We start from the raw sequence: 22,052 nt of genomic DNA, 5'->3' as shown, positions 1-22,052 counted from the left end.
CCAGACACTTCCCGGGTACGCCGTGGTGGTCCTCGGCGTCAGGCCGCCGCAGCCGCTCCGATCCGCTCGGAGAACTCCACGAGGCGGTTGGAGAAGCCCCACTCGTTGTCGTACCAGCCGAACACCTTGACCTGGTTGCCGACGGCCTCGGTCAGCGGCGCGTCGAAGATCGACGAGTAGGGGTTGCCAACGATGTCCGCCGAGACCAGCGGCGCCTCTGAGTACTGCAGGTAGCGCCGCAACCTCGGGGATGCGGCCGCCTCGCGGAACGCCGCGTTGACGTCCCGGACGTCGGCGCTCTGGCGGAGGACCACGGTGAGGTCGGTGATCGAGCCCGTCGCGACAGGTACGCGCAGAGCGGCGCCAGTGAGGCGCCCGTCGAGCTCCGGGATGACCTTGCCGATCGCCTTCGCCGCGCCCGACGACGTCGGGATGGTCGAGACGGCCGCCGCACGGGCGCGGCGCAGGTCGGAGTGTGGCGCGTCGTGGAGCCGCTGGTCGCCCGTGTAGGCGTGGATTGTCGTCATCAGTCCCGACTCGATGCCGAACGAGTCGTTGAGCACCTTCGCGAGCGGCGCCAGCGAGTTCGTGGTGCAGGAGCCGTTGGAGAAGACGTCGTGGCTGTTCGGGTCGAGCCGGTCGTCATTCACCCCGAGCACGAACGTGGGGACGTCCCCCTTGGCCGGCGCCGAGATGATCACTTTCCTCGCGCCGCCCTTGAGGTGGGCCGCCGCCGCGCCGCCATCCGCGAAGTGGCCGGTGGACTCGATCACGACGTCGACGCCGACGACACCCCAGGGGATGGTGGCCGGGTCGGACTGCGCGAAGACCCTCATGCGCGTGCCCTGAACGGCGATCGCGTCGCCGTCGAAGGCGACGCCGTCCAGATGGCCGGAGATCGAGTCCCACTCGAGCAGGGTGGCCAGCGTGCGGGCATCGGTGAGGTCGTTCACCGCGACCACCTCGACGTCGGCGTTGTTCGCCAGGGCTGCGCGCAGGTAGGTGCGCCCGATCCGTCCGAACCCGTTGATGCCGATGCGTACCGTCATGGCTTCAGTTCATCCTGTCGTTCTCGTGGGCGAGCCCGGCTGGTGCCGCCGCCCGGAGCAGGCTGAGAGCGCCGGCGCGGGCATCGTCGAACGGGCCCGGGTCCTGCTGGGCAATCGCGAGCACATAGCCGCCCTGTAGGACGGCCATCAGGGTGTTGGCGAGTTGCTCGGGGTCGAGGTCGTCCCGCAGTTCGCCCGCGGCAACTGCCTCGCGAAGCACCGTGACCCACCGGACGCGGACCTGGGCGAACGCGCGCGCCACCGGGGCAAGCAGCACCGGGTCCTCGCGGACCTGCGGGTCCTGGGTCATCCGGCCGACCTTGCAGCCCTTGAGTGCGTCGCGGGGACGCATCAGGTATGCCTCGATCCGAGCCATCGGGTCGCCCGGATCGTCGAGTTCGGACGCGGCCGGCAGCAGATCGGCGACGTTGCGCTCAAGGGCGGCGAGCGCGAGATCCCGCTTGGTCGGGAAGTGGTGGTACATGCTGCCCTGGCCCACGCCGGACCGTTCGCGAACGTCACGCGGGCTGGTGTCGGCGTAGCCGCGCTCCCACATGAGCTCGCTCATGGTGTCGACCAGTAGTTGTCGCGAGTCCATGGCGTCACTGTACATACCAGTAGGTACAGAGTGCCCGTGGACCCCGCCCTGCCCGCTCCTGACCTGGGCTGCTTGGGCAGAATGGTGGCATGACCGACATTGACTGGGCGCGGCTGCGCGCCGCCGCCACCGAGGCGATGCGGCACGCGTACGCGCCGTACTCGACGTTCCCGGTCGGCGCGGCCGCGCTTGTCGACGACGGCCGCGTGGTGGTCGGCTGCAACGTGGAGAACGCCGCGTACGGGGTGACGCTCTGTGCCGAGTGCGGGGTCGTGTCCAGCCTGCACGCCACCGGTGGCGGTCGGCTCGTCGCGCTCTCCTGCGTCGACGCGACAGGCGAGCCGTTGATGCCGTGCGGCCGCTGCCGGCAGCTGCTCTGGGAACACGGCGGGCCGGACTGCCTGATCGAGAGCAAGACCCGCCCCCTGCGGATGGCCGAGCTGCTGCCGCACGCCTTCGGCGTGGAGGACCTGGAGGCGGTCACCGGTGAGACGCCGGTGCCGGTGGTCCCGGAGCGGCTCGCCGCCTGGCGCGGGCGCGGCACCGTCTTCGTGCACCCGGACATGTCCGCGGGTCAGCAGGTGTGGACGGCGTACTGGGAGCGGTCGGCCGGAGACGACGCCGGCGCCGAGACCGGGGTGCTGGAGGAGGCGCCGAGCTGGGACGACCCGGCCGAGGCAATCACCTGGGGCCTGGCCCGGACGCCCCGGGTGGTCGTGGTGGACGCCACCGGCACCATCTTCTGGGCCGGCGAGGGTGAGCCGCCGTTGGAGATCCCGGTGCGGTGGGCTGCTGGTTGAGCTTGGGATTGGTTGCGGTTGAGGGCCGGGGCCGACCGTGCCCGGCTCCGGGCGGTCAGGCTTGATCCCTCCGCCGGGCACGGTCGGCCCCGGCCCCGTCTTGGGCACTGCCGTCCGTCGGGCACGATTTCTCCAACCGACTAAGAAAGATCATTTGATGAGTAGTGGTTTTGCTGCTGTTGACGTTATTCGGACGAAGCGGGATGGGGGTGTGCTGTCGGACGCGCAGATCGACTGGGTGGTCGACGCGTACACCCGGGGGGTTGTCGCCGACGAGCAGATGTCCGCGTTGGCGATGGCGATCCTGCTCAACGGCATGACCGGGCCGGAGATCGCCCGGTGGACCGCCGCGATGATCGCCAGCGGTGAGCGGTTGGACCTGTCGGCGGTACGTCGGCCGACCGTCGACAAGCACTCCACCGGCGGCGTCGGCGACAAGATCACTCTGCCGCTCACCCCGCTGGTGGCGGCGTGTGGCGCGGCCGTGCCGCAGCTGAGCGGCCGAGGTCTCGGGCACACCGGCGGCACGCTGGACAAGTTGGAGTCCATCCCGGGCTGGCGGGCCACGGTGAGCAACGACGAGTTCATCGCCCAGTTGGACGAGGTCGGTGCGGTGATCTGCGCGGCCGGTGCCGGGCTCGCCCCCGCCGACCGCAAGCTGTACGCGCTGCGCGACGTGACCGGCACCGTGGAGGCGATCCCGCTGATCGCCAGCTCGATCATGAGTAAGAAGATCGCCGAGGGCACCGGGGCGCTGGTTCTCGACGTCAAGGTCGGCTCGGGCGCCTTCATGAAGTCCGTCGACCAGGCCCGCGAGTTGGCGCGCACCATGGTCGAGCTGGGCGGTGCGCACGGTGTGCGGACGGTCGCCCTGCTCACCGACATGTCCACCCCGCTCGGCCTGGCGATCGGCAACGCGGTCGAGGTGACCGAGTCGGTCGAGGTGCTGGCCGGTGGCGGGCCGGCGGACGTGGTGGAGCTGACCCTCGCCCTGGCCCGGGAGATGCTCGCCGCCGCCGGCCTGCCGGACGCCGATCCGGCGGCGGCGCTGCGCGACGGCCGGGCCATGGACTCCTGGCGGGCGATGGTCCGGGCGCAGGGCGGCGACCCGGACGCGCCCATGCCGACGGCCGCCGAGGTGGAGGTGGTCCGCGCCGAGCGGGACGGGTACGTCGCGGCCGTCGACGCGTACGCCATGGGGGTTGCGGCGTGGCGGCTCGGCGCGGGTCGGGCGCGCAAGGAGGACCCGGTCAGCGTGCCGGCCGGTGTGGTGTTGCACAAGCGGCCGGGTGACGAGGTGCGGGCCGGTGACCCGCTCTACGAGCTGCGTGCCGAGGACGCGACGCGGATTCCGGCAGCGCTCACCGAGGCCGCCGGCGCGGTCCGGATCGCGTCGACGGCCCCGGCGGCGACGTCGTTGGTCATCGAACGCATCGGCTGATCGATCCGGCGTCGCCCTGGCGTGGTGCCGGTCACCTGGGAGCGCTATTGTCGCAGGCCAAGGGGGGACAACCGGCCTTGCGCCGGCGCGAGCAGACAGGAAGATCCGCCGTGACCGTTGCTGCCCCCGACCCACGTGAGGTGCGCGAGGCGAGCCTGGACGAGCTGTCCCGGCTCGGCCTGCCGTTGCCGCCGGCCCAGTTTCCCCTCGTCTGGGAGCCGGGTGACCAGATCGACCTGCGCCCGACCGTGGAGATCGAGGCGCGGATCGCGGTGCTGCACCTGATCCTGGCCCGCTGTTTCGGGATGCCCCCGCAGGCGGCGATGAGCTGGTTGCTCGGCTCGCACCTCGTCGACATGGTCACCCCGCCGGAGTGGCAGTTCGTGATGGGCGGCAAGGGCGACCACCGGTCGTTCGTGCTGCACCACGACGCGCTCTTCGCGCTGGCGTGGGTGCTCGGGCTGAGCAAGCAGCTCGACCCGACGCTCGCCGTCGACGAGCGGCTGGTCGAGCGGCTGCCGCACATCGCCGAGGGGGAGAGCTTCCCGCACTGGCAGGCCCGGATCCTCACGGCGCCGCAGCACCCGGCCGACGCGGCCGCCCTGCTCGACCTGCACTACTGCCTGGACTGGGCGTACCTGGAGACCGAGCGCGGCGGCCGGCGTGCGCCGGGCCTGGTCGACGCGAACGCGATCGGGCAGCGGCGTTGGGCGCTGGAGTGGGCGGTGATCCTGCGCGGGCCGTACCACGACGAGCCGCCCGGCTGGGAAGAGGTCGACCTCTCCACCTGAGCTCAGCGGGGCCGGTACGCGTCCACCCGGACCGCCATCGTCACCCTTACCGGCTCGGGCAGGGCGGCCAGCCGGGCGGCGAGCGCGTCCGGGTCGGTGTGCCAGGCGCTCGGGCCCATCCCGACCAGTGTGGCGACCTCGGCCCGGCTCAGGGCGAGCTCCACCCGGTGCGCCGCCGAGCTGACCAGGGTGAAGTGCCCGCCCAGGCTGTCGGTCACCCGGTCGGCCTTGTCCGGGTCCACCCGGAGCAGGTCGAGGGCGTCCACCAACTCGACGAGATGGTCGGTGTCAGGCGTGACCACCAGCAGCGTCCCGGCCGGATCGAGCACCCGGTGGAACTCGGCGCCGTTGCGCGGGGCGAAGACGTTCAGCAGCACGGCGGTCGAGGCGTCCGCCAGGGGCAGCCGCTGCCAGGTGTCGGCGAGCGCCGCGGCAGCCCGGGGATGTGCGCGGGCCGCGCGGCGCAGCGCCGGCTTGGACACGTCCAGGGCCAGACCCACGGCGTCCGGCAGCGCCGCCAGCACCGCGGCGAGGTACCGGCCGGTGCCGGCGCCGGCATCCACCACCAGGGGGTACGCCCCGAAGCCCGCCCCGGCCCGCGTCGCCGCGGCGGCAAGCGCTCCCGAGATGACGTCGTAGTGCCCGGCGGCCTGGAAGTCCGCACGGGCGGCGACCATCTCGGCGGTGTCACCGACGTGCGGCGCCCGACCGGTGAGCAGGTTCACGTAGCCCTGACGCGCGATGTCGAAGCTGTGCCGTCGTGGGCAGCGCAGTGCCCGAACGTCGGTGGCCTGTCGAAGCGGTTCGCCGCAGACCGGGCAGCGCAGCCGGTCGAGGACCCGGGGGTCCATATCAGGCCGCGGCTTGTCCAACCCCCGGAACGCGTCCATGTGGTCGAGCCTAGTGGCCTGGCTCGGCGGGCCTGAGCTGGCTGACTAGGGTCTGAGCATGGTCGCAACTATCCGATACGAGGACATCGTCAAGGTCCCGAAGGCGCTGCTGCACGACCACCTCGACGGCGGGCTGCGGCCGGCGACGATCGTCGACCTGGCCGCCGAGGTGGGCCATGAACTGCCCACCACCGACCCGGAAGCGCTCGGACGCTGGTTCGCGGACGCGGCCGACTCCGGCTCGCTGGAGCGCTACCTCGAGACGTTCGCGCACACCGTGGCGGTGATGCAGACCGCGCCCGCGCTGCGTCGGGTGGCCCGCGAGTGCGCCCTGGACCTGGCCGCCGACGGAGTGGTCTACGCCGAGGTGCGCTTCGCCCCGGAGCAGCACCTGGAACGGGACCTGAGCCTGGACGAGGTGGTCGAGGCGGTGCTGGCCGGGTTCGCCGAGGGCACCGCGCAGGCGGTCGAGGCGGGCCTGAGCATCCGGGTGGGCACCCTGCTCACCGCGATGCGGCACGCCGCCCGCTCCCAGGAGATCGCCGAGCTGGCCGTGCGGCACCGGGACGCCGGGGTGGTCGGCTTCGACATCGCCGGCGCCGAGGCGGGCTTTCCGCCCACCCGGCACCTGGACGCCTTCGAGTACCTGCAACGGGAGAACTTCCACTTCACCATCCACGCCGGCGAGGCGTTCGGGCTGCCGTCGATCTGGCAGGCGATCCAGTGGTGCGGAGCGGACCGGCTCGGCCACGGGGTGCGGATCGTCGACGACATCGCCCCCGACGGCTCGCTCGGCCGGCTGGCCGCGTACGTCCGGGACAAGCGGATCCCCCTGGAGCTTTGCCCCTCGTCGAACGTGCAGACCGGTGCGGTCGCCTCGATCGCGGACCACCCGATCGGCCTGCTGCGGGACCTGCGCTTCCGGGCGACCGTCAACACCGACAACCGGCTGATGAGCGGCACCTCGATGTCGCGGGAGATGTCGCTGCTGGTGGAGACCTTCGGCTACGGCTGGAAGGAGTTGCAGTGGTTCACCATCAACGCGATGAAGAGCGCCTTCATCCCGTTCGACGAGCGGTTGCGGATCATCGATGAGGTGATCAAGCCGGCGTACGCGAAGTTGCTGGCCTGAGTTCAGCCGTGTGGGTGGCCGGCGAGCAGGCCGGCCACCCGGCGCAGCACCTCCCGGGCGCGGGCCGCCTCGGCCCCCAGGCCCATCTGTCGACGCAGCACCGCGGGCTCGGCCCGCAGCAGCGCCACGCCCCGCCGGATCAGCACCCGGGGTGCCTTGCGCTGCTCGGACAGGTCGCGGGCGAGTCGGCGGAGGAAGGTCGCGCCGCGCGGCCGGCGCAGCGCGTACGCCCCGGCGAGCAGGCCACGGCGACGGCACTCCTCGACGATCTCGGCGGCGAAGATCCCTTCGGCCACGAAAAGTGGCGATCCGGCGACATCAAATGGCCGGGTGGCCACCCTTCGATCCGCGCCGATCGCATAAACCGGCACATCGGCTCGGCCCTCGCGGGCAAGTCGAGCAATGATTTCCACCGCACCGGGGGCGTCCCAGGACTGCGGCGATTCCCAATCCACCTGGCCGTTCCGTCTCGGCAACGTAGGGTCATCGCCGTCTTTGTAGAAGTCGTCCAAGCAGAGCACCGGCAAGCCGGTTTGCTGCGCTATGTACGACTTTCCGGAGCCCGATGGGCCGGCCAGTAGGACAACTCGGTGCGGATGTTTCATTACCTTCAGTTACTCCGGCCAGACAGACTGCTATCAAATCGCATCAACATCTCATCACACCTTCGGTTGGGGACAACCTGGGCTTTCTTCTTGTCGACCGGCGTGATGGAATCTCGGGGGTCCGACCCGCCGGGTCGGTCGCTGGGCGTTGCCCGGGGCAACGCGTTCAAGCTGTAATCGCGAGGGCGGTGACGTGAGCAAACGGCCAAAGACGGCGGGCTCCTTCCTGTCGCGGCTGCGCCGGCCGGCCAGCCGGCTCCGGGACATGCCGATCTGGTCCAAGCTCGGTCTCATCATGATCGTGCCGACCATCGCCACGGTCGTGGTGGGCACCAGTGGTCTCATCGACCACGTGGAGACGCTCAACAATGCCAACCGAGCTGGCGACCTGGCGAATCTGTCGAGCTATTCCGGTGACCTGGTCGACAGCCTGCAGGACGAGCGGACCGCCGCCGTGCTGCTGCTGGGCGCGGACGGGACGCAGCCGACAGCTCAGTACCAGGAGGCCTACAACCGGGTGAACTCCCGGGTGGATCAGGACGCGATCCCCTACCGGCAGCAGCGGACCGAGATCGAGGACCTGCCGAGCAGCCTGGAAAGTCTGCTCGACGGCATCGACCAGAACCTGCAGGACCTGTCGGGCGTCCGCAGCCAGGTGTTCAACGGAAAGCTCGCGCTCACCGAGACCGTGCAGGCGTACGAGGGCCTGATCAGTGACCTGCTCGCCATCCGCGACTCGTCCACGCAGCTCGCCGGTGACAACCAGCTCAGCGACCGGATGCGCGCCGCCGCGGCGGTCGCCCGGGAGAAGGAGTTCCTCGCCGTACGCCGGGTCGTGGTGCACCGCGCGCTGGGTGTCAAGGGCGGACAACGCCTGACCCCGGCACTGCGCAGGGACTACGTCGCCAGTGACACCGGCCAGCAGCAGGCCCTGCAGAGCTTCAAGGCCGTCGCCACCCCGGACGACGCGAAGTTCCACGACCAGACGGTCGCGGGCGGCGACCGCCGGCAGGCACAGAACTACACCGGCTGGATCGACGGCAACACCACCGGCAACATGCGCGGTGCGCCGTTCGGCCCGGACCAGTGGGAAGCCGCCATGACGGCCAACGCCAAGCTGATCCGCACCGTCGAGCGGAAGCTCGACAGTGAAGTGGTCGACCAGGCCGACACCCTCCGCTCGGACGTCCAGCGCCAGGTCTTCCTGGAGACCGGCCTGCTGCTCAGCATGCTGCTGCTGGCCATCCTCTTCGCGTACCTGGTCGCCCGCTCGATGGCCCGCTCGCTCCGTGAGCTGCGGCAGGGCGCGCTCTCCGTCGCCCAGTACGGCCTTCCACAGGCGGTGGCCCGACTGCGCGACCCGCAGGTCGTCGGGCAGCTCTCCCCGGTGCAGTTGGCCAACCAGATCGCCGAACCGCTACCGGTCCGCAGCAAGGACGAGTTCGGCCAGGTGACCGAGGCGTTCAACGCCGTCCACCTGGAAGCCGTCCGCACAGCCGCCGAGCAGGCGGCACTGCGCGCCTCCGTCGCGACCATGTTCGTCAACCTGGCCCGCCGTTCCCAGATCCTGGTCGACCGCCTCATCGGGCACCTCGACCGGCTGGAGCGCGGCGAGGAGGACCCGGACCGGCTGGCCGAGCTGTTCCAGCTCGACCACCTGGCCACCCGGATGCGCCGTAACGACGAGAACCTGCTGGTGCTCGCCGGTGCCGACTCCACCCGTGTGCAGCGCGAGCCGGCCGCTCTCATCGACGTGCTGCGCGCCGCGCAGTCCGAGGTCGAGCACTACACCCGGATCGAGTTCGGGGTCATCGACCGCGACATCGAGGTCGCCGCGCACGCGGTCAACGACCTGGTGCACCTCGTCGCGGAGCTGTTCGACAACGCCACCGCGTTCTCCCCGCCCGACTCGCAGGTCATGGTCGAGGCTCGCCGGGTCGGTGACCGCTCCTCGCTGTACGTCGAGGACCGCGGCATCGGCATCAGCGCCGAGCAGTTGCACGACCTCAACGAGCGGCTCGCCACGCCGCCGCAGGTGGACGTGGCCGTGTCCCGGATGATGGGCCTGGTCGTGGTCGCCCGGCTGGCGTCCCGGCACGGTGTCCGGGTCGAGCTGCGCCCCGGCAACGATCGCGGCACGGTCGCCGACGTGACCCTGCCCACCTCGGTGCTGGTGCCCCGGGCGCTCTCCGGTCGGGTGCAGCAGCCTCCGGCACTGCCGGCGGCCGGTGCTCCCCAGTTCGGTGGTCCGCAGTCCGGTGGGCCCGCGCCGGTCTTCGGCGCGCTGCCCGCGCTGGGCAACGGCCCTCGCCCGAGCGAGTCCGGCAACCAGGTCACCCTGGGCGGTCGTCCGTTCGACCCCGCGTCGCGCAACGGCGCCGGCACCCCTGCCAACGGTGGCGCGTACCGGTCGATGCCCGCCTGGTCCGACCTGACCGGCGCGGCCGGGACGAACGGCGTCAACGGCGGCGACGGGTTCACCCCCCGGTCGGCCAACGGCCAGGGGATCGACCCGCTGCCGCAGCGCCGGGCCGGGGACGAGCCCCCGACCACCGGTCAGCAGCCGTCCATTCCGCGTCAGCTGCCGAGCAGCCCCGAGGCGCACCCGTACTCGGCGCCGCCGGTCTCCGCGCAGCCCTACTCCGGTGCTCCGGTCTCCGCCTCGCCGGCTTCCGGCCAGCCCTACTCCGGGCAGCCCTACTCGGGTGCGCCGTACGGCGGCGCTCCGGTGTCCGCCGCTCCGGCCTCCGGCCAGCCGTACGCCGGTCCGCCGGTGTCGGCGTCGCCGGTCTCGGCCTCGCCGGCGTCCGGTCAGCCCTACTCGGGCCAGCCGTACTCGGCGCCGCCCGCCTCGGGCCAGTCGTTCAGCGGGTTCGCGCCCCGGTCCGCCCCGCCCGCGCAGGCAACCAGCGCCCCGGCACCGCCGGCCTGGCCGCCAGTGCCGGGCAGCGACCGGGACACTGCCACCCCGCCGGTGCCCGAGCGGCTCGCCGCCGCGCTGGACATGACGACGGAGTTGCCTCGGGTACCGCGACCCGGCGAGCAGCCGGCCGCAGCCCGGCCTTCGGTGCCAGCGCCGACCCCGGCGGCGGCTCCGGCTCCGCAGACCCGGCCGACGCCGCAGCAGCCGCAGGCGCAGAACCGTCAGCGGTACGCGGACGAGACGATGGAGCTGCCGATCTTCCGGGAGCTTGAGTCGGCCTGGTTCCGTACCCGTCGCCCGGGCTCCGAGGAGACCGCGGCCGGCGCCCAGCCAGCGACGAACGGCGACTCCGCGACCCAGCAGTTCGCCACGGTCGAGGCCAGCGGTCGGGCAGTCCACAAGACACCACCCGGGACGACAGGTAACACACCGATGGCAGACACTCCGACGGTCGGAGGAGCGCCGCGGGACAACGGCTCCACAGCGAACGAGGGCACCCGCCCGAGCCTCGCCGAGAGCCTGCCGAACCGCCGGTCGCAACCGCAGAGCAACGGCTGGCAGACCGCTGCCGACGACGGCTGGCGTGCTGCCTCCGCGGCGGCCGGCGCGGTGCCGGTGAGCGAGACCACCACGACCGGTCTGCCGAAACGCAAGCCGATGGCGCAGCTGGTGCCCGGCGCGGTGGAGAAGCCCACCACCTCGGTCCAGCGGCGCTCCCCGGAGGCGGTCCGTGGCCTGCTCTCCGCCTACCACCGGGGCGTGCAGCGAGGGCGTAGCACCTCGGACAACCCGACCAACCCGGAGGCGACTCCGGGAGGGCAATCCTCGCAGTCTGGCTCAGGCCCGGTGGCCGGGAGCGGGCAGAAGGAGCAAGAAGGATGACAACTACGCAGGATCTTGGTTGGCTGCTGGCCAACTTCGCCGACCGGGTGCCCGGCGTCGCGCATGCGGTCGCCGTATCGGCCGACGGCCTACTCCTCGCGTCGTCACGGGATCTGCCGCGCGACCGGGCAGACCAGCTCGCCGCGATCTCATCGGGTCTGGTCAGCCTGACCCAGGGGGCAGCACGCTGCTTCGAGGGAGGCGCGGTGTTGCAGACCGTCGTGGAGATGGACAATGGCTTCCTGTTCCTGATGTCCATCTCGGACGGCTCGTCCTTCGCCGTGCTGGCCGCCCGCAGCTCCGACGTGGGCCAGGTTGGCTACGAGATGGCGCTGCTGGTCGACCGGGTGGGCGACGCGCTGACCCCGCAGCCGCGTGCGGCTGCGGGCATGCTGGGCTGACGTTTTCGCCGATCGTGAGGTCGGCACTACTGAAACAACGACAACGACGGGTTTCACCGGTGGGAGCCGGTAACGGGTGCGAAGGAGGTGAGCGGCGAGATGGCCGATCGTGACGAACCAACCGGAGCGTTGGTCCGTCCATACGCCGTGACCCGTGGTCGCACCCGTCCCCGGCTCGACATCGCGCTGGAGGCGCTCGTCGAGACGACGGTGCGCGGTCGGGCCGCTGCCAATGGCAACGGCGGCCAGGGCCGCGAACACCAGTACATCGCCGCGCTGTGTGACGGACGCGTGCAATCGCTCGCAGAGATCGCGGCGCGGATGCAGCTCCCGCTCGGTGTGGCCCGGGTGCTCATCGCCGACATGGCGACGGACGGCCTGGTCGCGGTCCACGAGCCGACCATTTTGGACGACTCCGACGACGCGGTGGGCACTGAACTGCTGGAGAGGGTGCTGAGTGGACTTCGCAGGCTCTGACATGTCGCACCGCCCGCCGAACCCGAGCGGCCGCGTGACGTCGGCGAAGATCGTTATCGCCGGTGGATTCGGCGTCGGTAAGACGACGCTGGTCGGCTCGGTCTCGGAGATCACGCCGCTGACCACCGAGGCCATCATGACCTCCGCTGGCGTGGGCGTCGACGACACCCGGCAGGTGCCGGGCAAGACGACGACCACGGTGGCCATGGACTTCGGCCGGATCTCGATCGACCGTGACCTGATCCTGTACCTGTTCGGTACGCCGGGCCAGACCCGTTTCTGGTTCATGTGGGACGAACTGGTGCGGGGTGCGATCGGTGCGGTCGTGCTGGTGGACACTCGCCGGCTGGCCGACTGCTTCGCGGCGATCGACTTCTTCGAGCACCGACGCCTGCCGTACCTGGTGGCGATCAACTGCTTCGACGGAATGCAGTACCACGACCCGCAGGACGTCCGGGACGCCTTGGCGATCTCGAGCGACGTGCCGGTGGTGGCCTGCGACGCCCGTAACCGGGAGTCGACGAAGCACGTGCTGATCTCGCTGGTCGAGTACGTGCTGACCATGCGTCGTACGCGCGCCGTCGCCCCGGCCTGATCGCGGCGCTGCACGCCCCGGTGGTGGCTCTGGCCGCCACCGGGCGCTGCCAGCCGCCCCGGTGAGTCGCTCCGCGCTGGTTCGTCGCCCAGACGGGCCGGTGCGCCGCCGAGCCGCCTCCTGACGTCCTGGACGCTGTCAGCCCCTTCCCGGGGCCACCAGCCCACCCACGGACCTCGCGAGGCGGCTTCTGCGTACCCGGGATCCACCTGCTGACGCGAGAGCGCCCCCAGCCGACTGGCTGAGGGCGCTCTCCCGGTGAAGAAGGGTCAGGACTGGTAGCCCGCCGAGCGGTACTCGTACTCCCGGTCGTCGTCGCGGTCCCCGTGGTCGCGGCTGAAGTCCCAGCCGCCGGCCGCCTCACGACCGGGCCGACCACCCACCGCGAAACCGCCGATCTCCTGGCCCCGACGCCAGCCACGGAAGTAGCCGGTCGTGTTCTCCGCGAGGCTCGCCGCATCACGCACTATCCGCAATGGGCGCTCCTCGCGCAGCGGGGAACCCGGCACCAGGTTGGCCTGCGGCACCCGCTTGGGCAACCCGGCGTTGGTCTCGGCGCCCACGGCCGGGCGAGCGGCCTGCTCCGCAGCCTGCCAGCCGGTGTCGGCAGTGGTCGACCAGTCCAGGTCGGACTCCTCGGCCTGACCGACGAACCAGGCCGACTTGGCCTGCGCGAAGATCAGCAGATCGCCGTCGCCCTCGTCGGCGACCGGCGGCGGCCGGTGTTCCATCGGTGGTGGCCGGTGCTCGACCGGGGGCGGCGGCCGGTGCTCGGCGGCACGCTCGGTGCGGGCAGCCGCCCGACCGTTGCGAGCGGCCTGCTCCCGGTCGACCAGGCGCAGCGGCGGCGTCTCCAGGTGCTGGTCCGCGGGAGGGTTGAGCCCCTCGCGCAGCGCCCGGTCGGCCAGCGGCGGCGGCTCCACCAGCCGCAGCATGGGTGGCTCCGGTGGCAGGTCGTCCGCCAACCAGGGCGGGGTGACCCGACCGTCGGCCCGACCCGGGTCGGTCGGGGCGTCGACACCACGGCTACCGCCGTACGGGTAGGCCACCGGGTTGTTCGGTGAGCTGTCGGACGGATCTTCCGGGTTGTTGACCAGCGGCCAGTTGGCACGGGAGCCGGGCGGTGCGGCCTCCTGCCCGGGCCGGGGGGTCGGCACCGGAATGCTGAGATCGGTGGCGCTGAACCCGCCGGTGGGTGGCTCGTCGACCGGGCGTTGCTGGTGGCTCGGCCGGGGTTCGCCGTTGGTCTTGGGGCGGGGCGGAATGACCGTCCGCTGCCGCTCGGCCCGCGCGTTGTTGATCGCGGCGGTGGTCAGCGTCGGCCGGAACGGCTCACCGGCCTCGGCCGGGGGCACCATGCCCCGCTGTGCCGGCGCGATCGGGGTGATCCCGGGCGGCGGAGGCGGTGGCGAGGAGACCGGCCGGTTGGTCGGGCCGTCGATCCGGCTGGGGAGCGGCTCGCTGCGACTGGGCAGCGTGGACGCCGGCGGACCAGCCATCGCCGCCGGGGTCATCGGCGCGGGTGCGACCGGCGGTGGCGTGACCGGCGCCGGGGCGACCGGTGGTGGCCCGAGCGGGCGGGGTGACGCCAGCGGCGCGTTACCGGGGACCGGCTCGGGACGGCTGCGCCGCCCGACGGCGGGTGCCGGCTCGCCGGCCGGCGGGGTGGGTCGGACCGACCGCAACCCGGCGTTGGTGCCGGCGAGGCCGGTCAGGCCGGCGTTGGTGCCGGTCAACCCGGCGTTGGTGCCGGCCAGGCCGGTCAGCTCGCCGACGGACTCGCCACGGCGGGCGGCGGCACGACGGCCGGGCGCCTGGGCAGGCGTGCTGACCCGTGAGCTGAGCGCGCTGACCAGCGCCTCGCACCCGGCGTCGCAGGCCCGTACGGAGGCGACGGCCTGGCGGACCGTCTCGGCCACCGCGGACGTGAGGGCCCGGTTGACCGCGGCGCGTCGGGGTGTCTCGGAGATGGCGACCCGCAGGGCGGTGACCGCCTCGTTGATCTCCTCGGCGTCGGCGACCCCGTCCGCGGCGAGGTGCGCGGCGATGGCATCCGCCGCGACCGACACCTCGCGACCCCGGGCCACGGTGCCGCCGAGCATGCCGGGCTCGGGCAGCGCGTCCAGCACGGCCAGGGAGACCGGCTCGGCCGGGTCCGGATATGCGCGCAGGGCCGCCGGGTAGAGCTCCCGCAGAACCTCGCGCAGCGCCACGGCGGCGGAGTGTCGACCGCTGGCCAGAGCGGCGTGCGCGGAGAGCACCTGCTTGTAGCCGGCGAGGTCCCGGGGTGCCGGCAGGGTGACGGCGGAGAGCGCCCCCGCCTGCAACGCGCGGGCCAGGCCGACCGCCCGTCGTTCGGCCGGAGGCGACTGCATCTCCTCAAGGGAGTCGTCGTCGGCAAACCGCTCAGCGAAGTCGTCCACCGAGTCGTCGTCGGCGATCGCCAGGGGTCGCCCCGCCGCGCTCAGCAGCGAGGTGACCGTGTGGTCGTCGCTGTCGGCGGCGATGGCCGCACCGCTCGGCCCGCCCGACCGCTCCACGAGCAGCGCGACGAGCTGGGCGTAGCCAGCGGCGTCATCGCTGATCTCGCAGACATGCAGCAGACGGCCTGCGTCGTCGACCACAGCGGACGTCAGCGTCGAACCGGCGGAGGCCGGTCGGTCAGCCGGATCCGCCGAGGCCAGACCGCAGTAAACGCGCACGAGCGCCACGGCGTCGTCCTCCTCCCGGGACAGGTCTTTCCTCTGCCAGCAACTGATGCTCCCCGGTACGGGTCAGTCGCGCCAGTCCACCACCGCAGAGATCTTGCCGACAATGGTGCGCCAACCCAAACTCGCGGTCTGCGCTCCGATCTTCTTCAGCCGTCGGCGACCCATGAACGCGCCGATCCCGCCGTTGGCGGTGGCACGCAGCGCCTCGTCCAGGTCGTCGAGGCTGGAGCCGGCGGAGAGCATGTCGAGTACCGCAGGCAGCCGCAATGCGTACGAGAGGTCACGCGCGGCCTCGCCTGCCTCGATCAGCAGGGTCGAATCCCACGTGTCGTGCCCGCCGCGCAGGTTCTCCACGACGAGGTCGAGCTCGTAGGTGTCCTCGTCGAGCGGAACGATATCTGCCGGCTCCACCCGTTCGGACAATTCATTCCAGCTGTCCAGTTGGGACAGATCGTTGGGCGCACCGGATCGGATGAAACTGACGAGCGACTCGGGGGTCTTGAACAGCAACAGCTTGCCCTGGTTGCTGAGGAAGACCGGCACCTCCTCGTCGTCCGCCTCGTCCGTGACTGCCTCGTCCGACTCCTCGTCGGTGTCGGCGGCGGCACCGTCGCGGCGGCGGCGCGTCGACTCGTCGTCCTCGTCCTCGGCGGCGAACTCCTCGGCCAGCTCCTCGTCGAGGATGACGACGGTCTCGTCGTCCTCCTCCTCCTCGACCGCCTGGCGGCGGGCCAGGAACGGGTCGTCCTGGTCGCGCTCGGTCACGTCGGTCGGGATCAGCGAGCTGGCCGGCCGGTACGCCCGGAGCGTGAAGCCGGTGCCGGCGGGCAGGGCGATCTCCACCGGGTCGATGCGCAGCTCGTCCCAGAGCGAACGGTCGATCGAAACCGACGGGCGGTCGGTCTCCTCGGTCTCGTCTGGCTCGGCCGCGCCGGTGGTGTCGTCGAGCTCGGGCTCGTCGGCGTCGGGCCGTTGGGGCGACTGGCGGGCCACGCTGACCTCCGTGTGCTTCGGGTTGCCCACCCGCCGGGTCTCTGACCGGCGAGTGACTCTGGGCACATACCCTAGTCGGCGGCCCTGGGTGACCGATGCCCGCACCCCGGTGGCCGGTTGGCGCACGGGTCCGACCTGCTGGTCGTCACCGCTGGCGAACCGGCGGTTCGACAAGTAGCGTAGCTACGCATGAAGGCCCAGGCGCTGCACGGCCATCTCGACGCTCTGCTGCTCGCCGTTCTCGAACAGGGCGCGTTGCACGGCTACGCGATCATCGAGGCGCTGCGCGCCCGCAGTGACGGCAATCTGGACCTGCCCACCGGCACCATCTATCCGGCGCTCCGTCGCCTGGAACGCGCCGGCCACGTGGCGAGCACCTGGAGCACGGTCAGCGGCCGGGAACGGCGGACGTACCAGCTCACCGACTCGGGCCGGCGGGCGCTGGCCGGGGAGCGCGCGGGTTGGCGCGAGTTCCAGACGACAGTGGGTCGATTCCTCGATCCCGGCAGCCCGCCCACTCCAGCCTGACCCGCTCGGGTCGGGCCCGCCGATCAGCGGGTGGTGGCCAGCAGCCAGCCGCGCGCCGCGCGGGTCAGCGAGAAGTATCCGCCGCCCACCAACACCGCTCCGATGATCATCGGAGGCCAGTGCAGCGCCGCGTCCCAGAGGTTGACGGACCAGGCGAAGAGGGCGCAGCCGGCCAGCATGGCGAGGGCCAGCAGGCCGGTCAGGCCGGCGCCCACCGCACGCTGCGCCAGGGCCAGGCCCGGCCGGGGTGCCCGCGCGCTCGCCCAGACCACCAGCAGACCGGCCACCGAGAGCAGCAGCGTGCTCATCCAGATCCAGTCGACCGAGTTGGAGAGCAGCAGGTAGCCGGCCGGCGGACGGGGGCCCTCGCTCCAGCTCGCCCCGCGCCAGGTCAGATCGCCGGCGACCACCCCCACCCCGGCGATCAACAGCATCCGCAGGGAGAGGCCACGCAGGGCGCCCACCGCCAGCTCGGCCTGCCAGGACGGGAGCACCTGCGCCGGGGAGCCGAACTCGACCACCGCCCGGCGCTGCGCCTCGGTGGCTGGCGCCCCGCTCTCCCGGTACGCCTCGACGGCGTCCAGCAACCCGTGCCGGGCCTCGGTCAGCAGGTCGGACTTGAGTCGCGCCGGCCCCTGCAACCGAGCGGCCAGCTCCCGCAGGTGCTCGTCGACCATCACGTCCTCAGCGCGCATGGCACCACCCTGCCACGGACTCCGGCGGGTCGACGTCCGGGAGAACCCTGGTCCGCCCCGGAGCCGGGTCAGGGGGCGAGCGCCAGGTAACCCCGTTCGGCCGCGGCCTGAAGCAGCCACTGGTCCCGGTACCAGCCCGGGACGGCGACCAGCTCGGCGTGCCGACCACGCTGGATCACCCGGCCGCCGTCCAGGACCACGATCTCGTCCAGCTCGGCCAGCCCGCTGAGCCGGTGGCTGATCAGCAGCACCGAGTGCCCGGCGGGGGTGGCGGCCAGGGCGGACGCGAGCACCGCGTCCGCGGCGGCCGGGTCCAGACCTTCGGTGGGCTCGTCGAGCACCAGCACCGGCGGCGCGGCGAGCAGGGCCCGGGCGAGTGCCAGCCGCTGCCGCTGCCCGCCGGAGAGTTGCCCGCCCTCCTCGCCGACGAGCGTGTCCCAGCCCGCCGGCTGGGCGTGGACCCAGTCCAGCAGGCCGGCGGCGGCGGTGGCCGCGGTCAGCTCCTCCTCGCCCGCCCCGGCCCGCCCGAGCAGCAGGTTCTCCCGCACCGTGGCGTGGAAGACGTACGCCTCGGCCAGCAGCCCGCCGACCGCGCGGGGCAGCGCCTCCTCGGCGTACGTCGAAAGGTCGTGACCGTCCAGCGTGACCCGGCCGGACGCGGGCCGGACGGTGCCGGTCAGCACGGCGGCCAGGGTGCTCTTGCCGGCGCCGCTCGGGCCGACGACAGCGATCCGGCGTCCCGCCGGGAGTTCCAGGCTGACCCCGTCCAGGGCGGGGGCGGCGCCGGCCCGGTACCGCACGGTCACGTCGAGGAAGCGCAGCTCGTGCGGGCCGCTCAGGTCCGTGGGACCGGTCCCGGGCGGCGGGGTCGACGGGTCCGCGTCGAGCAGGTCGGCAACCCGGGTCAGGCCGGGTCGCAGCTGCGTCCACTGCCGGGCCGCCGTGACCAACGCCAGCGTCACCTCGACGGCGGCCAGTGTGCCGACGGCCAGGACGCCCACCAGCACCCCCGGCACGTCGGCGGCGAGCGCTACCAGCACCACCGCCGCGGCGGTCACGCCGGCGACCAGCACGCCGGCCGCGTCCACGGCGAACCCGGTGGCGGCCAACCGCCGTTCCAGCCGGGCCAGCCGGTGGGCGCGCTGCTCGGCGCCGTGCAGCGCGACGTCGGTCGCCCCGAACGCGGCCAGGTCGGCGGCGCCGTGGGTGAGGTCGATCGCGTCGGTGGCCAGCGCGCCCCGCAGCGGGGCCACCTCGGCCGCGCTGCGGCGGGTGACCGCGGTGGCCAGCGCGGGCAGCGCCACCCCGGCGACCAGCAGCCCGACGGCGAGCGCGCCGGCGGCCGGTGGTGAGATCAGCGCCGCCACGGCGACCGCCAGCACACCGACCAGGGCCGCCGCCGAGCCGGGGACCAGCACCCGCAGCAGCAGGTCCTGGACGGCCTCCACGTCGGAGACCAGGCGGCTCAGCACGTCCCCCGAGCGGTGCGCCGTGCCATGGCGGGACGCCAGCGTGGCGAAGACCCGGGCCCGGACGTCGGTGATCATGCGAAGCACCGCGTCGTGCCCGGCGAGCCGTTCGGTGTAGCGGAACACGCCCCGGCTGATCGCCAGGGCCCGGACCGCGACGATCGCCACGGTGAGGCGGTCCAGCGGAGGCTGACCGGCGGCGCTCATCAGCAGCCAGGTGGCGGTGGCCATCAGGGCGAGCCCGGCGAACTCGGTGGCGGCCGCCAGCAGCCCGGCTCCGACCAGGCGGCCCAGGTACGGCCGGGCCAGTCGCAGCACGGCCCGCTCGGCGGCGGCCCGCCCGGCCGGTGCCGCGTCGGGCGCCACCGCCGGCCCTTGTTCCGCCGTCATCGGGTGGCCTTCCCGGTCGGTTCGGGTGTCAACTCGGTGACCCGACCGTCCTCGATGCGCAGGATCCGGTCGGCGTCGGCGAGCAACGCCGGTCGGTGCGCGACCAGCAGCGCGGTCCGTCCGGCGACCAGGCGACGGGTGGCGTCGAGCACCACCGCCTCGGCCGCCGTGTCGAGTCGGGCGGTGGGTTCGTCGAGCAGCACCACCGGGGCGGCACGCAGGAACGCCCGGGCCAGGGCTACCCGCTGCCGTTGCCCGCTGGACAGCCCGTGACCGCGCTCGCCGAGCAGGGTGTCCAGGCCGTCGGGCAGGCCGGCCACCACGTCGTCCAGGGCGGCGTCGTGCACCGCGGCGGTGAGTGCGTCGGCGGGGGTGTCCGGCGCGCCGAGGCGGATGTTGTCGGCCAGCGAGGCGGCGAAGAGGTGCGCCCGCTGCGGCACCCAGGCGAGCTGCCGGCGCCAGGCGTCCGGGTCGGCGGTGGCGAGGTCGACCCCGCCGACGGTGATCCGGCCGCTGGTCGGCACCACGAAGCCGAGCAGCAGGCCGAGCAGGGTGCTCTTGCCGGCGCCGCTGGGCCCGATGACGGCGATCCGCTCACCGGGCCGGATGGTCAGGGTCACGTCGCGCAGCGCGGTGGTCCGCTCGTACGCCACGGTCACCCCCTCGAACCGGATCTCGGCCCGCGCATCCGGGGCGGAGGCGCCCTCGGCGGCCCGGGGCGTGGCGGGTACGGCGGAGACGGTCAACGCCTCGTCCAGCGCGGCCAGCCCCTCCATGCTGGCGTGGAAGCGGCTGCCGGCGGCCCGCAGCGGCAGGTACGCCTCCGGGGTCAGCAACAGCACCAGCAGCGCGGTCTGCAGGGCCAGCCCGCCGCCGAGCAACCGGATGCCGACCGGCACCGCTACCAACGCCACCGAGAGGGTGGCGACCAGCTCCAGCACCAGCGCGGAGAGGAACGCGATCCGCAGCGTCTTCATGGTGGCGACGCGGTGACCGTCGGCCATCCGGCGCACCACGTCGGTCTGTGCCCGGGCCCGCCCGAACGCGCGCAGGGTGGGCAACCCGGCCACCATGTCCAGGAAGTGCCCGCCGAGCAGCGCGAGCCGCCGCCACTGCCGTTCGGTGGCGGCCTGCGCCTGCCAGCCGAGCAGCGCTCCGAAGACCGGGATCAGCGGCAGGGTCAGCGCGATGATCACCGCCGAGCTCCAGTCGGCGAAGACGACCCGGGCCAGCACCGCCAGGGGCACCGTCACGCTGAGCACCAGCTGCGGCAGGTAGCCGGTGAAGTACGCGTCCAGCGCGTCCAACCCGCGCCCGGCCAGGGTGGCGATCTCGCCGGCCCGCTGCCCCGCCACCCAGCCGGGCCCGTGCCGGCCCACCGCCCCGAGCAGGTCGGCCCGCAGCGTGGCCTTGACCGTGGCGGCCACCCGCGCGGAGACCGTGCCCTGCGCCCAGACCAGGGCCGAGCGGGCGGCGACCGCGACCACGAAACCGGCGAGCGCCTGTCGATCCAGCCGGCCGTCGATCGCGGTGGCCAGCAGCGACGCGAGCGCGGTGGCCTGCGCAACGATCAACCCGGCGGCCAGCACCCCCAGGAGCGCGAGCACGGCAAGATCGCCCCGGGCCGCGGGGACCCGGCGCAGCAGACGCGGGTCGAACGGACGGCGGCTCACCAGTACACCGGTGCCCTACCGTCGGTCCGTCCTCGAAAAACCCACCAGCACATCGCCTGGAAGCCTAGTAGGGCCGGAAGTAGCGGCAGCGCCACCCAGCCCAGCAGCCGCAGGGTCGGCGCGCTGGCGGCCGCGTCGGCCACCCGTAGCGAGGCGTCCGGGTCGGTCGTGGACACCAGCACGTAGGGCCACAGAGCTGCTCCGACCAGCACCACCGGCAGCGCCAGGGCCGCGCCGGTGGCGACCAGAGCCCACCCCGGCCGCCGCCGTGCCAGCGCCGCGCGGGCCGCCAGCAGCGCCGCCGCGAGCAGCACCGGCAGGAGTACGGCCACCGCCGGCCGCTGCACGGCGTCGCGTACCCGGGCGGAGAGCAGGCCCACGACGGTGGCCAGGGCGACCGCGGTCAGCGCCACCGGCACCAGCCTTCGGGCGGTCTGGCCGACCACGGCGGCGGCCTCGGCGGACAGCCGCAGGGCGAGGAAAGTCGCCCCGTGCACCGCGACCAGGGCGACCATGGCCAGCCCGGCGGCGGCCGCGAACGGGGTGGCCAGGTGCGCCACCCCGGCGACGTGCCCGTCGGCCTGGAGTGGCACGCCCTGCAACAGCGCGGCGAGCAGCACACCCCAGCCCAGCGCGGCGAGGGCGCTGCCGACCACCACGACGCGGTCCCAGCGGGCGCGACTCCGCTCGTCGGTGGGCCGACTGCGCAACTGCACCCCGACGGTGACCAGGATGACGCCGACCAGGGCGCCGACGACGGCCGGATAGCAGCCGGCGAGCAACTCGCCCTCCAGGAGGGGGAACGCGCCGAAGAGGATGCCCACGGTGGCCACCAACCAGACCTCGTTGCCGAGGAAGAACGGGCCGAGGGCGGTCAGCGCCTCCCGCCGCCCGGCCGGACCGACGCCGCGGGCGAGCAGCAGCCCGACGCCGTAGTCGTAGCCGGCCAGCACCAGGTAGGTGGCGAAGAAGAGGCCGAGCAGGGCGTACCAGGCGAGGTCCACGGTCT

At 73.0% G+C, this 22,052-nt stretch carries 19 protein-coding genes; 9 read left to right on the top strand and 10 right to left on the bottom strand.

Annotated elements, in window-relative coordinates; translation table 11 throughout:
- Positions 1-38: 38 nt before the first annotated feature.
- Complete coding sequence (gap, locus tag ACFYL6_RS17940; RefSeq protein ID WP_387172366.1) at positions 39-1,049, bottom strand: type I glyceraldehyde-3-phosphate dehydrogenase; 1,011 nt, start codon at positions 1,047-1,049, stop codon at positions 39-41.
- A 4-nt stretch (positions 1,050-1,053) separates the two neighbouring features.
- Positions 1,054-1,647 (bottom strand): TetR/AcrR family transcriptional regulator, encoded by a 594-nt coding sequence (locus ACFYL6_RS17935; RefSeq protein WP_387172364.1) that lies wholly within the window; start codon positions 1,645-1,647, stop codon positions 1,054-1,056.
- A gap of 89 nt (positions 1,648-1,736) precedes the next feature.
- Here ACFYL6_RS17935 and ACFYL6_RS17930 point away from each other — a divergent pair, with 89 nt between their 5' ends.
- The 3 genes from ACFYL6_RS17930 to ACFYL6_RS17920 all read left to right on the top strand — a co-directional run bounded on the left by ACFYL6_RS17930 (position 1,737) and on the right by ACFYL6_RS17920 (position 4,679).
- Positions 1,737-2,447, top strand: a complete 711-nt coding sequence (locus ACFYL6_RS17930; RefSeq protein WP_387172362.1) for a cytidine deaminase — start codon at positions 1,737-1,739, stop codon at positions 2,445-2,447.
- Positions 2,448-2,604: 157 nt separating this feature from the next.
- Positions 2,605-3,888, top strand: a complete 1,284-nt coding sequence (locus tag ACFYL6_RS17925; protein ID WP_387172360.1) for a thymidine phosphorylase — start codon at positions 2,605-2,607, stop codon at positions 3,886-3,888.
- Between the two features lie 110 nt (positions 3,889-3,998).
- Complete coding sequence (locus ACFYL6_RS17920) at positions 3,999-4,679, top strand: DUF4272 domain-containing protein (RefSeq protein ID WP_387172358.1); 681 nt, start codon at positions 3,999-4,001, stop codon at positions 4,677-4,679.
- Between the two features lie 2 nt (positions 4,680-4,681).
- On the opposite strand, the gene ACFYL6_RS17915 is transcribed toward ACFYL6_RS17920, so the two are convergent.
- Positions 4,682-5,530, bottom strand: coding sequence for a putative RNA methyltransferase (locus ACFYL6_RS17915; RefSeq protein WP_387172670.1), 849 nt, complete (start codon positions 5,528-5,530; stop codon positions 4,682-4,684).
- Positions 5,531-5,627: 97 nt separating this feature from the next.
- Between ACFYL6_RS17915 and ACFYL6_RS17910 the strand changes: the two genes are divergently transcribed.
- Positions 5,628-6,701, top strand: coding sequence for an adenosine deaminase (locus tag ACFYL6_RS17910; RefSeq protein ID WP_387172356.1), 1,074 nt, complete (start codon positions 5,628-5,630; stop codon positions 6,699-6,701).
- Positions 6,702-6,703: 2 nt separating this feature from the next.
- On the opposite strand, the gene ACFYL6_RS17905 is transcribed toward ACFYL6_RS17910, so the two are convergent.
- Complete coding sequence (locus tag ACFYL6_RS17905; RefSeq protein ID WP_238410792.1) at positions 6,704-6,997, bottom strand: hypothetical protein; 294 nt, start codon at positions 6,995-6,997, stop codon at positions 6,704-6,706.
- Positions 6,998-7,499: 502 nt separating this feature from the next.
- Between ACFYL6_RS17905 and ACFYL6_RS17900 the strand changes: the two genes are divergently transcribed.
- The 4 genes from ACFYL6_RS17900 to ACFYL6_RS17885 all read left to right on the top strand — a co-directional run bounded on the left by ACFYL6_RS17900 (position 7,500) and on the right by ACFYL6_RS17885 (position 12,584).
- On the top strand, positions 7,500-11,111 hold the full coding sequence (locus tag ACFYL6_RS17900) for a nitrate- and nitrite sensing domain-containing protein (protein ID WP_387172354.1): 3,612 nt from the start codon (positions 7,500-7,502) through the stop codon (positions 11,109-11,111).
- The gene (locus tag ACFYL6_RS17895) at positions 11,108-11,512 is read left to right on the top strand and encodes a roadblock/LC7 domain-containing protein (protein ID WP_030329023.1); all 405 of its coding nucleotides are present in this window, start codon (positions 11,108-11,110) and stop codon (positions 11,510-11,512) included. The genes ACFYL6_RS17900 and ACFYL6_RS17895 overlap by 4 nt, the downstream gene beginning before the upstream one ends.
- 99 nt (positions 11,513-11,611) lie before the next feature.
- Positions 11,612-11,989 (top strand): DUF742 domain-containing protein, encoded by a 378-nt coding sequence (locus ACFYL6_RS17890; protein WP_030329021.1) that lies wholly within the window; start codon positions 11,612-11,614, stop codon positions 11,987-11,989.
- 1 nt (position 11,990) lies between these two features.
- Positions 11,991-12,584: an ATP/GTP-binding protein gene (locus tag ACFYL6_RS17885; RefSeq protein ID WP_007455465.1), complete on the top strand. Its 594-nt coding sequence runs from the start codon at positions 11,991-11,993 to the stop codon at positions 12,582-12,584.
- A 269-nt stretch (positions 12,585-12,853) separates the two neighbouring features.
- On the opposite strand, the gene ACFYL6_RS17880 is transcribed toward ACFYL6_RS17885, so the two are convergent.
- Both ACFYL6_RS17880 and ACFYL6_RS17875 read right to left on the bottom strand, forming a co-directional pair.
- Positions 12,854-15,319, bottom strand: a complete 2,466-nt coding sequence (locus ACFYL6_RS17880; protein WP_387172668.1) for a transposase — start codon at positions 15,317-15,319, stop codon at positions 12,854-12,856.
- Positions 15,320-15,358: 39 nt separating this feature from the next.
- A complete protein-coding gene (locus ACFYL6_RS17875) occupies positions 15,359-16,318 on the bottom strand; it encodes a DNA primase (RefSeq protein ID WP_387172351.1) in 960 nt (319 codons plus the stop codon).
- Positions 16,319-16,477: 159 nt separating this feature from the next.
- Between ACFYL6_RS17875 and ACFYL6_RS17870 the strand changes: the two genes are divergently transcribed.
- Entirely contained in the window at positions 16,478-16,816 is a 339-nt protein-coding gene (locus ACFYL6_RS17870; protein WP_387172350.1) for a PadR family transcriptional regulator, read from the top strand.
- Positions 16,817-16,839: 23 nt separating this feature from the next.
- On the opposite strand, the gene ACFYL6_RS17865 is transcribed toward ACFYL6_RS17870, so the two are convergent.
- The 4 genes from ACFYL6_RS17865 to ACFYL6_RS17850 form a co-directional block, all read right to left on the bottom strand.
- Positions 16,840-17,511, bottom strand: coding sequence for a permease prefix domain 1-containing protein (locus ACFYL6_RS17865; RefSeq protein ID WP_387172348.1), 672 nt, complete (start codon positions 17,509-17,511; stop codon positions 16,840-16,842).
- Between the two features lie 68 nt (positions 17,512-17,579).
- A complete protein-coding gene (gene cydC, locus ACFYL6_RS17860; protein WP_387172346.1) occupies positions 17,580-19,370 on the bottom strand; it encodes a thiol reductant ABC exporter subunit CydC in 1,791 nt (596 codons plus the stop codon).
- On the bottom strand, positions 19,367-21,043 hold the full coding sequence (cydD, locus tag ACFYL6_RS17855; RefSeq protein ID WP_387172344.1) for a thiol reductant ABC exporter subunit CydD: 1,677 nt from the start codon (positions 21,041-21,043) through the stop codon (positions 19,367-19,369). The genes cydC and cydD overlap by 4 nt, the downstream gene beginning before the upstream one ends.
- The gene (locus ACFYL6_RS17850; protein ID WP_387172342.1) at positions 21,040-22,047 is read right to left on the bottom strand and encodes a cytochrome d ubiquinol oxidase subunit II; all 1,008 of its coding nucleotides are present in this window, start codon (positions 22,045-22,047) and stop codon (positions 21,040-21,042) included. The genes cydD and ACFYL6_RS17850 overlap by 4 nt, the downstream gene beginning before the upstream one ends.
- Positions 22,048-22,052 lie beyond the last annotated feature (5 nt).

This window comes from Micromonospora sp. NPDC007208 (assembly GCF_042869175.1).
Taxonomy (GTDB): domain Bacteria; phylum Actinomycetota; class Actinomycetes; order Mycobacteriales; family Micromonosporaceae; genus Micromonospora; species Micromonospora foliorum.
The sequence above is the reverse complement of the archived record's forward strand: the minus strand, read 5'-3'. Positions and strand labels throughout refer to the sequence as shown.

Coding starts and splice junctions, on each gene's coding strand:
- gap (WP_387172366.1), bottom strand. CDS start 1,049: ATGACGGTACGCATCGGCATCAACGGGTTCGGACGGATCGGGCGCACC.
- ACFYL6_RS17935 (WP_387172364.1), bottom strand. CDS start 1,647: ATGGACTCGCGACAACTACTGGTCGACACCATGAGCGAGCTCATGTGG.
- ACFYL6_RS17930 (WP_387172362.1), top strand. CDS start 1,737: ATGACCGACATTGACTGGGCGCGGCTGCGCGCCGCCGCCACCGAGGCG.
- ACFYL6_RS17925 (WP_387172360.1), top strand. CDS start 2,605: ATGAGTAGTGGTTTTGCTGCTGTTGACGTTATTCGGACGAAGCGGGAT.
- ACFYL6_RS17915 (WP_387172670.1), bottom strand. CDS start 5,530: ATGGACCCCCGGGTCCTCGACCGGCTGCGCTGCCCGGTCTGCGGCGAA.
- ACFYL6_RS17910 (WP_387172356.1), top strand. CDS start 5,628: ATGGTCGCAACTATCCGATACGAGGACATCGTCAAGGTCCCGAAGGCG.
- ACFYL6_RS17895 (WP_030329023.1), top strand. CDS start 11,108: ATGACAACTACGCAGGATCTTGGTTGGCTGCTGGCCAACTTCGCCGAC.
- ACFYL6_RS17890 (WP_030329021.1), top strand. CDS start 11,612: ATGGCCGATCGTGACGAACCAACCGGAGCGTTGGTCCGTCCATACGCC.
- ACFYL6_RS17885 (WP_007455465.1), top strand. CDS start 11,991: ATGTCGCACCGCCCGCCGAACCCGAGCGGCCGCGTGACGTCGGCGAAG.
- ACFYL6_RS17870 (WP_387172350.1), top strand. CDS start 16,478: ATGAAGGCCCAGGCGCTGCACGGCCATCTCGACGCTCTGCTGCTCGCC.
- ACFYL6_RS17865 (WP_387172348.1), bottom strand. CDS start 17,511: ATGCGCGCTGAGGACGTGATGGTCGACGAGCACCTGCGGGAGCTGGCC.
- cydC (WP_387172346.1), bottom strand. CDS start 19,370: ATGACGGCGGAACAAGGGCCGGCGGTGGCGCCCGACGCGGCACCGGCC.